At 38.0% G+C, this 13364-nt stretch carries 7 protein-coding genes and 1 tRNA gene; 1 reads left to right on the forward strand and 7 read right to left on the reverse strand.

Annotated elements, in window-relative coordinates:
* Positions 1–38: 38 nt before the first annotated feature.
* The 7 genes from ACR1PO_RS01835 to ACR1PO_RS01865 all read right to left on the reverse strand — a co-directional run bounded on the left by ACR1PO_RS01835 (position 39) and on the right by ACR1PO_RS01865 (position 10825).
* Positions 39–3179, reverse strand: coding sequence for an efflux RND transporter permease subunit (locus ACR1PO_RS01835; RefSeq protein WP_433985624.1), 3141 nt, complete (start codon positions 3177–3179; stop codon positions 39–41).
* A 20-nt stretch (positions 3180–3199) separates the two neighbouring features.
* A complete protein-coding gene (locus ACR1PO_RS01840; RefSeq protein WP_332386371.1) occupies positions 3200–4237 on the reverse strand; it encodes an efflux RND transporter periplasmic adaptor subunit in 1038 nt (345 codons plus the stop codon).
* 156 nt (positions 4238–4393) lie between these two features.
* Positions 4394–5290: a helix-turn-helix domain-containing protein gene (locus tag ACR1PO_RS01845; RefSeq protein ID WP_433985625.1), complete on the reverse strand. Its 897-nt coding sequence runs from the start codon at positions 5288–5290 to the stop codon at positions 4394–4396.
* Positions 5291–5445: 155 nt separating this feature from the next.
* Positions 5446–5517, reverse strand: a tRNA-Arg gene (locus ACR1PO_RS01850).
* A gap of 50 nt (positions 5518–5567) precedes the next feature.
* Positions 5568–7331 carry a TonB-dependent receptor gene (locus ACR1PO_RS01855; RefSeq protein ID WP_433985626.1) on the reverse strand — a complete coding sequence of 588 codons (1764 nt, stop codon included), beginning with the start codon at positions 7329–7331 and terminating at the stop codon, positions 5568–5570.
* A 35-nt stretch (positions 7332–7366) separates the two neighbouring features.
* Positions 7367–7858, reverse strand: coding sequence for a hypothetical protein (locus tag ACR1PO_RS01860; RefSeq protein ID WP_433985627.1), 492 nt, complete (start codon positions 7856–7858; stop codon positions 7367–7369).
* 3 nt (positions 7859–7861) lie between these two features.
* A complete protein-coding gene (locus ACR1PO_RS01865) occupies positions 7862–10825 on the reverse strand; it encodes a tetratricopeptide repeat protein (protein ID WP_433985628.1) in 2964 nt (987 codons plus the stop codon).
* Between the two features lie 257 nt (positions 10826–11082).
* Here ACR1PO_RS01865 and ACR1PO_RS01870 point away from each other — a divergent pair, with 257 nt between their 5' ends.
* The gene (locus ACR1PO_RS01870; RefSeq protein ID WP_433985629.1) at positions 11083–13320 is read left to right on the forward strand and encodes a CocE/NonD family hydrolase; all 2238 of its coding nucleotides are present in this window, start codon (positions 11083–11085) and stop codon (positions 13318–13320) included.
* Positions 13321–13364 lie beyond the last annotated feature (44 nt).

A 13364-nucleotide genomic window follows, 5' to 3' on the forward strand; every position in this document is an offset into this window, starting at 1 on the left:
TGAGGCAGAACTGAAAATAAAAGGAATCTCTAAAGCATTTAATGAGCCGGCTTTGGTTTGTATAAAATTTCATCTTCACCGGACTGATCTTCCGGTGCTTCCTCTTTCACCAAAGGATCTTTAAGCAGTTTATAATACATGACCGGTACTACAAAAAGGGTCAGGATCATTGAGAATATCAACCCGAAAGCCAAGACACTTCCTAAAGGTGCCCACATCGGAGATTTGCTGATAATCATAGGTACAACTCCCACTGCTGCAGCTGCTGAAGTAAGGAAAATAGGACGCATTCTTCTTTTTGCGGCGGCAATAGCTGCTGCTTTGTGCTTATAACCATGTTCCCTGATCAGTTCATCAGCATAATCAACCAGAATAATTCCGTTACGTACCACAATCCCTATGAGACTGATAATCCCCATAAAGCCGGTCATTCCTAAAGGGTTGCCTGTAATATACAATCCGAAGAAGGCACCGAACAGACTTAAAAGGAAAGTACATAAGATAATCAATGATTTCCCAAGGCTTCTGAACTGGAATAAAAGAGTCAAAAAGATCAGTATCAGGCTGACACTCAAGGACAGTCCCATTCCCGGAGCATTTTCCTCACTGGATTCTGCGTCTCCTCCGTATTGAAGTGTAGTTCCCGCAGGAAGCTGTAATGCATCAATCTTAGGCTGTATATTTTTTAAGATTCGTGAAGGTTTTATTCCCATCTGTGCCTCTGAGTAGACGCTTAATAATTTAAGCCCATTTCTCCTGGTCAAAAGACCTGTGTGCCATTCCGGTTCCAGAGAAGCTACTTCTTTCAGAGGAATTTTAGTTCCATACACAGAAGTGATGTGTAAATTCTGAACAGCCTCCAGATCTCTTCTGCTGACAGAGTCATACCGTACGAAAATATCAACAGGCTTGTCTCCTTCCCACATGGTTGATACGGAATATCCTTTCAATCCTGCTCCCAATGTCTGGGTAATCATCTGGCTTGTTATCCCCAGCCTGTTAGCCTTTACATCATCTACATTCAGTTTTACGCCCATATAGTCAGACTCATTACTCAGCCTCACATAGTTCGTCCCTTCCGCCTCTTCCAGAATCTTCTTTACCTGAAGGGCCGTTCTTTTCTGATCAGCTTCATTGTCGCTTATAATTCGTATGTCAATAGGAGATCCTTCCTGGAAACTCAATTGTTTTAATTTAACAGCTCCATCCGGTACAAAGTTTTTTAACTTGATCAAATATTCTTTTACCATTTCATCGGTTTCTTTACTTCCGGAAGTTGTGATGAAAACCTGTGCAAAATATTTTTTGGGAGTCTCCGGAGCATATGATGTATGAAATCTTGGAGAACTCATTCCTACAAAGCTTGTCATATTAACGACCCTCTTATCTTTCTTCAGGAGCTCTTCCAGTTTCTTTACCTGTGCTTCTGTTTTATCCAGTGAAGAGCCGTTAGGCATCCAGACCTCCATATTAAACTGGTTTCTTTCACTGATCGGGAAAAACTCACTGTCTACCTTATTTCCTGCTAAAAAGAACGCTGCAAAAACAGATAAGACGCCAATGGCCATTGTTACTTTAGGCCATTTAAATGCCTTCTCCACACCTTTGTCAAAGATGGTTTGAAGATGATCTAAAAGGCTCTTCTTCAAAGGCCTGTCACTCATTTTGTGCTTCAGTCCCTTTTTGATAAATATATAGCATGTGTAGGGAGTAAAAAGAAGGGCGATAAACATTGAAGTTAATAATGCTATCGCGACGGTCACAGGCAACGAAACCATAAAGTCTTTGGCAATCCCTTCCATAAAGAAGGCCAATGGAGCAAAGGCAAAGATAATAGCCATTGTCGCTGAGAAGATAGGAATAGAAAGCTGTTGTGCAGCCTGCCAGGCAGCAGTCCACGGAGTAACTCCTTCGTCAAGTTTTTCTATATAATTATCTACCACCACTATGGCATTGTCTACAACCATTCCCAATACGATAATGAGTGCAGCCAGTGTTACCTGATGAAGTTCCAGGCCTACAATCTGCATGATTCCAAATGTAATGATCACTGAAATTGGGGCAGCAGCAGAAGCTACCGCAGCCACCCGGAATGGTAACAGAAGCATCACTACAAGAACTACAGAACCAATCGCCATCCCAAACTCCACCATAAAATGGCTGATACTTTCACGCACAACTTCCGGCTGATTAACAATGGTATTCATCTTGATATCAGGAGGGAAAGTTTTCTGTATCTCAGCAATTCTTTCATCAACCTCTTTACCGAAAGCAACAATATTATTTCCTGGCTTCATATCAATGGTCAGAACCATTGCATTTTCATCTCCAACTTTTACAAATGATGATTTTTCCTCAAAACGTCTTTCTAATTCAGCAACATCTTTAAGGCGTACAACAGCTCCCGCAGGAGTGGTATAAACAATCTGATTACCTATTTCGGCTTCATTTTTATACCGGCTGTTGGTATAGACAGGAATAATATTATTGGATCCCATTGACAGCTCACCGGAATATCCTGTAACATTCTGCTGCTGTAACGCTCTCATTACAGTTGAAACATCAAAACCATACTGCTGAAGTTTCTGATCATTGATCTTAATATAAATCTGCTGTCTCTGCCCCCCGGACCTGTTGATTTTGGAAACAGTTGGAATAACTTTTAATCCATCTTCCAGTTTATCAATATATTTTTCAATTTCAGCATACGATCTTTCTTTGGATGATACCGAAACAATCATCGCTGTAACATCTGCAAAATTGCTGTTTATAAAAGGGCCGATAACTCCTGCCGGCAGTTTGGAGCGAAGGTTTGCGTCCATATCAAGCTGCAGGGTATGCCAGAATTTCTTACGGTCTTTGACTTCTGCAAAAATTTCTACCGTCAGAAAAACCTGACCTTCTTTAACTTCCGTTTTTACCTTTTTCTTTTTGATTTCCTCAAAGGAAAAAAGATATTGTTCTATTTTTTTAGCCACTTCCTCTTCAACCTGATGCTCATCAGCACCGGGATAAAAAGCATATACCATGGCAGTCGGCATTTCTATTCTGGGGTTCTCACTTCTTGGCATATTCTTTAGTGAAAATATTCCCATTATCATCAGCAGTACAACCAATACGATCACTACCTGCTTATGTTTCATAGCAGCTTCCAGAAAATGCATTTTTCTTTTGGTCATTTCTTCTATTTTTCGATTGATTAGAATGCTATTCTGCTGCCGTCAGTTAATTTGGTTTGTCCCTCAACAATAAGCTTATCACCTTGCTGCAAGCCCTTTGCAATGACGACCTCATTAGAACCGGCTGTTCCCGTTATCTCTACTCTTTTCTTAAATGCTGTATGGTTTTCTTTAGCCAGGTATACGTAGCTCACATTGTCCGGATCCCGCACAACAGCCTGGGCCGGAATAATAATAGAAGGAATATTTTCACCGGTATTGAGATTCAGATCGGCAATCATTCCGGGCATCAGCTGACCACCCGGATTTGAAAGCCTTATTTTCACCTTATATGTCTTGGAAAGATTATCTGCCTGAGGATTAATAATGGTAATTGTTCCGTTCAGTTTTTTATTTAATGCCGGAACTGTAATTTCTGCCGGCGTTCCTATCTTCAGGGTTCCTATTTCATTTTCTGTCACAGACGCTGTTGCATATACGTTGTCTGTTTTTACAATATTAAAAACGGGAACTCCCGGGGCAGCATATCCTCCGGCCTCAGTTAATTTTTGAGAGATTATTCCGGAAAATGACGCATACAGCTTTGTATCCTGTAAATTTTTAATTGCAGATTCTCTGTTTGCTTTTGCCTGTGCAAGTGCAGTTTTAGCAGAGATATAGTCTCTCTCTGGAAGGCTTTGCTTCTTATAAAGCTGATCCAGCCGTTTAAAATTGTCCTGGGCCTGCTCCAGACTTGCATTGGCAACAGCAAAAGCATTTGAATAAGTATTCTGCTCAATAACAGCCAAAAGCTGCCCTTTGCTGATGCGTTGTCCTTCCTGTACATTGATGCTTACCACTCTTCCGGGAACATTAAAGCCTATAGAAACAGAATTATCCGCTTCTATATTCCCACTGTATGTTAAATTTTGAAGTTGATGGGTTAGCTGGACAGTCTGTATGGAAACCTGTTGTGAAGATACTTTTTTCTCTGTATTTGTTTTGTCATTGCTTTCGCAGGAGTATAACATCAATACAGAAAACATACTTAATGAAATACTTCTTAAATTAATCACCATAATTTTTTGAAATTTATATTTACCGGTCAGCACAACTCTATTGGCTGATTCTGCAAATATCCATCAGTAAAAAATCAAAAAAAAGGTTACTTTTCTGCCAAAACTGGTCTATTTCGATACTAGTGTAAATATATAATGATCCGAAAGTACTCACATTTACAAAGCAGAATTCTGTTGTTTCCGAAATTCTTTGGGTGAGACCTTCATTTTCTTTTTGAAGAATTTTCCGAAAAAAGACTGATCACTGAAGTGAAGCTGATCAGCAATCTGAGCAACTGTCCATTCTGAATTCTGAAGCAGATCCCGTGCCTCTATTACTACAGCTTCTTCAATAATATCGCTTGCCGTTTGCCCCGAAGCTTCTTTTAAAACTTTAGAAAGGTATCCCGGAGTCACAGCTAATCTGTCTGCATAAAACTGTACGGAACGTTCTTTTTTACAATGAGAGGAAAGCAGGGTCATAAAATTTTGAATCAAGGATTTCTGTCTGCTCGTTCTGGGGTGATATTTCTCCTCCGCCAGACTGTGCAGAACCCTGAGCTCCAGAGCAAGTGCGTTGAAATAATGATAAATCCTTTCCATGGCATGAAGCTGTTCCCGGTCAGAATTCAGTTTATGCAGATTATCCGTAAGGTTCACAATATTTCTGCTTTCATCGGAAGATAAAGAAATAACAAGCGTACTGTTGTCTGAAAGCAGACGTACAATATTGATATCGTTATAGTTTTTTAAGTTTGAAAAAGCGAAGTCGTCTGAAAAAGCTATGGCTACACATTTTATATTCTTCGTAATATTGATAATGTGAGTATAGGACTGTGAAGGAAGGAAAATAATACTATTGTTACTAATGTGGTTCATTTCCAGATTAATATTAATTTTCATTTCACCTTCCAGTAAAAGCAAAAGAGCAGAATTATCCGTTTTGTAAGGATATGAAATAGGATTCTCTTCAAAATACCGGTCTATATAATGAACATGAAAATCACTGTGCGGATCTTGTTCACCCAGAATTTCAAGAATTTCCTTATGGCTGTGAAAAGTTGCTTTTTCCAAAATATTTCTTTGGTACAAAATTAAATATTACAGCTGTTACTCAATACCATTTGACATCTCTATTTTTTATTATTTAGCGTTATCGTGTCGATACAGGAAAAGAGTTTTTTATGTGTATATCCCAATAAAAAAGCCCCTAAATAAGGGGCGATAAGTGACCGCAGAAGGATTCGAACCCTCACTGTCGGAGCCGAAATCCGAAGTTCTATCCATTAAACTATGCAGCCGTATTCATAAGTAATGAGTAACTCATAATGATTACTGATTACTTATATTTTTAGAAAGTGATCTTCACGCCTCCCAGAATCTGTGCACCCAGGACCTTATATCCTTTGTACGTCTGGTATTTTGAGCTCAGAAGATTATTTCCGAGTGCGAAAATACTGAAATTTTTGTGAATTTTATACTCTGCGGAAAGATTTAAATCAGCATAACCGCCAACTTTATCATTTGTATTCTCCGTAGACTGATAAATTACATTCGGAGCACCTACTGCTTCAATCGCATAAGAGTTTGTAGTTCTGTCACTTGCAAAGATTCCTTTAAATCCCAGTAGTAACTTTTTGTCAAGCATGGTATATTTTGCCCCGACACTTGCATTGAACAAAGGAACGTTATAAATATTATCGTAATTCTTAAGATTGTACTTTGTAAATCTTAATTCTCCGTCTAAAATAAGATTTGCCAACGGGAAATACTGTACACTTCCTTTGATATCACTTACATTTCCGTCATCATATATTGCAGAGAACGTATTGGCAAAATTGTATGCAGAACGGTTAACAGAGCTGTTATCAAAAAGATCATTGGCCTTAAAGAACATAATATCTCTCATCTTTCCGTAACCTGCAGAGAAGTCGTATTTCAGCGTTTCATCAATATCTCCTCTCAATCCTACATAAAAATGATATTTCGTCTCTGTAGGCTTTAAAAACTGGTCAGAAAGGATGAATGGATTCGTCTGCAGCATATCTCCGTAAGTATTCAGTTTCAGACCACCGTCTACCCCTCCGTAGAATTTAAATTCATTAGCCGCGGCAAACTGGAACTCTGCCTGCGGGAACCAGTAAGTCTTATTATTTTTTTGCTGGTCCAGCTGGTCATTGGAATTTTTAGCATTCAGGAAAGAGAATGAAGATCCTAACATCAAATAAGAGTCTCCTTTTCTGAAGGTCACTTTAGGAGCCAGGCTGGTATTGAAGAAATTAGCTGAGTTTTTATCCCTGATGGCAAAATCTGTCTTCACAGCATCTAATCCCACTCCCAGATCGGCATTCAGGTTAATTCCTGATTTTCCTAATTCAACCGCATGTTTTGAGAAATTGGCAAGAATAGACACCTGGTTTTCCTGTGCATCAAAATGATCTTTCAGGAAGGATGATTTTACTCTTACATCATTCAGGATTTCATTGGAATAAAAATCATAGTAACCGTTTACCTTAAACTGATTGACTTTTTGCTTCAGGTCAAGTTCTCCGGTAGGCTGCATGGCATAAATTCCATAATAATTATAGCTGTCCAGACCATATTCTGCATTAAGGTTGAATTTACCCTTTTCACCGTAAGAATTTAAGAAAGCACCGATATTGGCTGATGTCTGCCCGGATTTCCAGTCATAATCTTTTTTAAGACCATTCGTAGAAAGAACATGAACATCTGCTCCTACTTCCAGCTTATTCTCCAGGGTTTTGGAAACATTTCCGTCTACTAAGACTTTCCCGTAGTTACCCATTCCGAACTGGAAATAGTTATTCTGAGCGGTCCCGTCAAATTTCGGGGCTACGTCCTCCCCCTGAATGGTTGAAGTTTTGAAATCTGAAACAGCAGGAACATCTGTGATAGTATACTTCACAGGGTTCTGCGACTTCTCTTCCGGCGGATAATTTTTAATGGTTTCCACTGAAGTTTTCTTCTTCTCGATCTTCTTCACTTCCGGTTCCCTCTTTTTGTTAAGAACCAGTTTTTCCTCCTTGATCTGGGAAAACGCCACCGACGAAACCCCTAAAAATAATATGGATAATATTTGAATTTTCTTGTTCATATTTTCTTTATTTGAAAAAAATATATAACGGGCTTTTATTTATTGGAAGCAATATAACTGCCTAATAAAGCTTTTCCTGACTGTTTTGAAAAAGTTCTCCCCAGTCTGAATATATTAAACAGCCAAAGGCTTTGATAAACCTGTAATTTGTATTGATAATTTTTTGTTGTATTGTTCTCAGCTACATCATAACTGTAAGAAATATTATATGGAAATCCTGAAGGCAGCAATCCGACTGTAATCATACTCCCGATCATTGGGTTTCCGCAAGGGGGTGTATGCGTCATCATCGGATGCAGGGTAATTTTAGCTGCATGGATACTGTCTTCCACAATTTCATAAATATCGGAATGTTTTAAAATCTCAAATTCCTTCTTAAGTTCTTTATTCACTACAAAAGCCTTTTGCTTGGGAAAGTCAGCTTTTGCACGGTTATACTCTTTGGGATATGCACTGTACGATGGAATGCAGCTCCAGAGTGAAGCCGGAACCAAGAAAGAATAAACAGCAATTTTAAAAACCTTCATCTCCTATTTCTTAATCTGTTTTTTAACTTCTTTTGCTTCTGCAACAATTTCAGGGAAATCCTTATAGTTGGCAATGATCTGATCACAGGTATAACTTGCCTGGTAGTTATCCTTCAGGCCGATATAGTTTTTCGCCATCAGTACTAACGCTTTCGCTCCCCAGAATTCCTCTGACGCATAGTTATTGGCAAGCTTAAAGATTGTTTCATTGGAAGATTTAAACGCTTTTCCTTTGTTCTGATAATAGGCTTTGGCATATAAAGCTTCTGCGGCTACTGAAGTATTGGATGATTTTTCAAGAGAAGAATAAGAAGTCTGTGCATCTTTATCTTTTCCTGAGTTCATCAGGCTTCTTGCTTTGATCACTTTCGCAGTCTCAATAACAGCTGCTGAGTTTTTAGAATTGGCAATTACTGCATTGGCTAATTTTTCAGCTTCTGAGAAATTATTTTCTTCTGCATACAGTTTCATCAATTCAACGTTTGCATAATTTTTAATGCTGATATTAGAAGAATTTTTAATGCCTTCAAGGTACTTTTTAGCTTCCGCTGTATTCCCTTGTGCAAGGTAGATCTGAGCTAAACGAGTTTGTGCATCATCCTGGTAATCATTCTGAATTCCAGCCACTTCCTGAAGAACAAGTAAAGCTTTAGTTGAATTATTGGTCTGGTAATAACTTTCTCCCAATTCATACTTCGCCTGGTACAATCCTTCCCCTGTTGGGTTCTGTGTCAGATACTTTTCGTAATAAGAAATAGCGTTTTTATAATCTTTCTTCGCGAACAGCTGTTTACCTGTAGATAAGTTGATCTCATCAATTTCTGCAGCATCTACGTTCACCCCAACATTTCTTGCGAAGGTTTCATATCCTGAAACATCTCCGTTTTTCGTAAAGATAGGTTTAGCAGCCTGAACAACTTTTTGGGCATAAGCTGTATTTTTATACTGCTCACCCAAAGTCTTCAACTCAGAAAGTGCTTTGTCATTCTGATTCTGGTCTATATAATTCTGTGCTCTGTAGATAGAAGCATTGGCAATAAGATCTTTGTCAGAAGACCCTTTAATTACTTTTCCGAAATAATCATTGGAATTGGCAAAGTCATCCTGAGCCGCATATGCAGTTCCTATTTCATATTGGGCATCATCGTAATATTCAGAATCAGGGTATTTCGATAAAAGGTTTTTAAGGTTGTTAATTTTTGCCTGAGTATCACCTTTAAATCCTAAAGCCATTGCTTTCTGGTACAAAGTATAATCCGTGGCATCTTCATTTTTATCATAAATGGCAATCGCTTCATTCAGATCATTATTGGCATAATGAATATCTGCAAGACGAAGTTCTGCATCATTTTTAAATTCCGGTTTAGGATTGGCAAGATACTGCTTGAAGTAAGTTGCAGCCTGATCAAATTTTTTGGATTTGAAATAGGCATATCCCAAATCATAAGGAAGCTGCTGTTTCTCAGGGAAATTTTCGTTAAGAAGTTTTTCATAACGAACAATGGCAGATGGATAATTTCCTTTCTGATAATACACCTGTGCCAGCCAGTATAAAGCTCTGCTGTTAAATTCTTTATTGATATTGAAACCAAGACTTCTTAAGAAATACTTCTCAGCTTCATCATAATTTCCTTTGTTGAATTCTTCCGTTCCCAATAAATAGGAAACTTCCTGATCTACTTTGTTGATCTCAGGAGTTGAACTCTGTAACCTGTCGATCGCGTTCAGGGTTTCTTTATAGTTTCCGGAATACAGGTATGATTTCACCAATAATGATCTCATTTCAGAAGCATTGGCACCATCCTGATTCTCGTTGATATAGCTTTGGATAACCGCGGAAGGACTTTCAAACGGGTTACCGATATCATAGCTTAATTTGGCGTACTGCTCGTGGGCCAGTTTTTTCACTTTTGCATCATAATCCATCTGGTAAGAAGAACGGAATGCAGAAAGTGCCTCCTGCTTTTTATCTACTGCCAGATAAGCATTTCCCAACTGATAGTAAGCATTCTGCGCCAAAGCAGAATTGCTGTTCAGAAGCTGGTTATAATAAGAAACCGCTTCATCATACTTTTTCAGCTGTGCTGCCACAAATCCCATCTCATACAAATCGTTTTCAGATGGATTCTGCTGTACACTCAGGTAGTCTTTTAGATGGGGATAAGCAGCGTTATAATCATTCTTCATGAAATAACTCTCTCCGATGATCTTATGAACTTCTGCCTTATAAGAATCCGAAATATTTTCGTTCAACAGGGCATCTCCTTCTGTAATGGCCTGATCGTAGTTCTTATCATTATAATACATCTGTACATAATAAGGACGTACAAGCTTTGAGAATTTATCCTGATCTTTAACGGAATCAAAATACTGAAAAGCTTTATCATTTTGCCTGTTGCTGTAATATAAGTGCCCAAGCATATAAGCAATATCTCCTTTCTGAGACTGATCTGCTGTTTTATAGGCTTCTTCCAGTGCATCAATAGCTCCTTTAGAATCACCTGTCATAAATTTTGCATACCCAAGCTTAAGAATATACTGAGTATTTTCCTCTTTCGAAAGCTGATACTGATTTACTTTTTTAAGTGTTTCCAGCGCTTTGTCAAAGTCTTTTTTTGCCAAATAATAATCCGCAAGCGGAAGATTAGCCTGTGCAAAATAAGCAGAATTAGGATATTCTTTCATGAAAGCGGTTAATCCCTCTTCAGCATGATTTTTCTGAAGAATAACGCCGATCACATTATCAAAAAACTGGGCACCTTCTTTCTTAGAACGGGACAAATTCTGATTGTAGAAATATTGTCTTGCATATTCATATTGGGAGGCGTTGTATATTTTGGTCTGATAAAGATTTTCGGCTAGATTGAACCTGTAATTTTCTTTCTGGGTAAAATATTGGGACTGTTGAGCATCGGAGATTCCGAAATAAATGACCGCAGCCGCTAAAAGTATTTTTTTTGATTTCATTCTTCTTGATATAAGAAAATTAGTCTAAATAAGTTAACGAAAATATTAAAAACTTATTGTTTAAGCAAGTTTTAACAGATTTAATGGTTGTAAATAACAATTTTATAACACTGAAAATTTTCTCACTGCCTAATGATAAAATTTACTACTTTCGTCTGATAAAATATAAACAATTTTAATAAACAGTTATCAAAAACTTATTTTAATTTGATACTTTTTCAACAGCAGCTAAAAACATACCATAAATACACCAATACATGAAATTTAAGATACTTTTAGCATTAATTTTTGTGAACCTCATGCAGGCACAAAAATTTTACTTTCCAAAAACAGCTGTAACTGACTCTGTTATATTGGAAAAACAGATGCCGGGACTTGCACAGCAAGTGATTCCTCACCTTCAGTCTGCAAAATATAAACCGGAAAATACTGTTGATCTTATGGATAATCTTTTCCGTCTGCAGATGGTTGCCCAGGATTACAAAAACTCGTTGGCTTCTCTTTCTGAAAACCGTAATCTGTTTGCCGACAACAATATGGGTGGATACAGATATATCGGATTTGAGCTGTACAGCCTTGCAAAGACGGAACAAAAAGAAAACAATATTCCTTTTTCCAATGCGCTCCAGAAAGTATTCAACCAAAAATATGAAAGTCTTCCGGAAAATTTGATTCCAAGACTGGAGCTCGCTCTTAACGGAGATGTGAAAGAATCCAGAAAATTGTTGAAGAACCTGCTGAACAAGCAAAAAGGCAAGGACAGCATCGATTACAGAACAGCGCTGGCTTTATGTAAAAGTTACCTGAATTATAAAACCTACTCCAGCATCAAACCTCAGGTCATGCAGCAGCTGGCTTCAAAAGACAAGGAAAAATTTATTACCGAAACGAAAGACCTTAAGATCAACGGGAATACCTTAACGATCACTATTGTCCGTAAAAGGGAGAATACTTCCCCGCTTCCTGTTATTTTAACCAATAATATCTATGCAGGTCCCATTGATGGTTTCCTTGGAAAGAGAGCTGCTACTTATAATTATGTGGGAGCTATAGTCAATACCAGGGGTAAGAGAAACAGCAATGATATAAACAATCCTTTTGAGCATGAATCGGAAGATATTTATGAAGTGATAGACTGGGTAAGCAAACAGCCGTGGTCCAATGGAACAGTGGGAATGGTAGGAGGAAGTTATTTAGGCTTTAGTCAGTGGGCTGCGGTAAAAAAGCTTCATCCTGCATTGAAAACGATAGTTCCTCAGGTAGCAGTAGGCATCGGAATAGATTATCCTGCTCAGAATAATGTCTTCATGAGCTATATGCTGCAGTGGATTCAGTATGTAACCAACAATAAATTTACCGATGAAGCAAATTTTACTAATGCTATAAAATGGGACTCTATTTTTACAAAATGGTACAAAAGTGGGAAATCATTCAGGTCGTTAGATAAAATAAGCGGGAAACCCAGCAAAATATTCCAGCGATGGCTGGATCATCCGGGATATGATGAGTACTGGCAGAAGATGGTTCCTTACAAAGAAGATTTTTCTAAAATCAATATTCCGATCCTGACCACTACAGGGTATTATGATGACGATCAGATTGGTGCGTTGTATTATTTTAAGCAACATCATCTGTACAATAAAAATGCAGAGCATTATCTGGTAATTGGTCCTTATAATCATGGAGGGGCACAAAATTTCGGGTTTACGTATGTGAATGGAAATCCTATTGATCCGGTGGCCAGAATAAGTATTGATGATCTTGCTTTTTCCTGGTTTGATTATATTCTTAAGGGAGGTAAAAAACCGGAAATCCTAAAAGACAGGATCAATTTTCAGGTCATGAATACAAATACTTGGAAGCATGTTGCTGATCTTGACAAAATGCACAATTCTTCCTTGAAATTTTACCTTCAGGACAAAAAAAATACTTCTTCAGTATTCAGCAAACCGGTAAAGCAGAGCTTCACCAGGCAAACCGTTGATTTAAAAAACAGGAATCAGAAAGACACCTATTATAAAGTCAGCAAAAAAGACAGTATAAAAACGACGAATTCTGTTGCTTTTGAAAGTGAAGTACTTGACAAAGATATCATCATGAGCGGAAATCTGTCAGGAGTTTTCAATGTTTCGGTCAATAAAAAAGATTTTGACACTGATACTTATCTGTACCAGATTTCTCCGGATGGAAAATCCTATTTACTATCAACTCATATCGTGAGAGCCAGCTACGCTAAAGATCATGAAAAACGACAGCTTCTTGAGCCTAATACAACGGAACAGATCCCAATTAATAATTCGTATGTGATGAGCAGAAAGATCGAGAAAGGAAGCAAACTCTTGCTGTTGGTTGGCGTTAACAATAACCCTAACTGGCAGATTAATTACGGCTCAGGCAAGGATGTAAGTGATGAAACCCTGAAAGATGCCGGCGAACCTTTGGAAATAAAATGGTACAATGACAGTTATGTGGAAATCCCTGTCTATAAAGACTAAAGCTTTTTGTTTGAGCATTTTTGCTTAAATGTTGTTAACGACTG

The sequence above is a fragment of the Chryseobacterium amylolyticum genome, from assembly GCF_051011775.1.
Taxonomy (GTDB): domain Bacteria; phylum Bacteroidota; class Bacteroidia; order Flavobacteriales; family Weeksellaceae; genus Chryseobacterium.

Coding starts and splice junctions, on each gene's coding strand:
- ACR1PO_RS01855 (WP_433985626.1), bottom strand. CDS start 7,331: ATGAACAAGAAAATTCAAATATTATCCATATTATTTTTAGGGGTTTCG.
- ACR1PO_RS01835 (WP_433985624.1), bottom strand. CDS start 3,179: ATGACCAAAAGAAAAATGCATTTTCTGGAAGCTGCTATGAAACATAAG.
- ACR1PO_RS01840 (WP_332386371.1), bottom strand. CDS start 4,237: ATGGTGATTAATTTAAGAAGTATTTCATTAAGTATGTTTTCTGTATTG.
- ACR1PO_RS01870 (WP_433985629.1), top strand. CDS start 11,083: ATGAAATTTAAGATACTTTTAGCATTAATTTTTGTGAACCTCATGCAG.
- ACR1PO_RS01865 (WP_433985628.1), bottom strand. CDS start 10,825: ATGAAATCAAAAAAAATACTTTTAGCGGCTGCGGTCATTTATTTCGGA.
- ACR1PO_RS01860 (WP_433985627.1), bottom strand. CDS start 7,858: ATGAAGGTTTTTAAAATTGCTGTTTATTCTTTCTTGGTTCCGGCTTCA.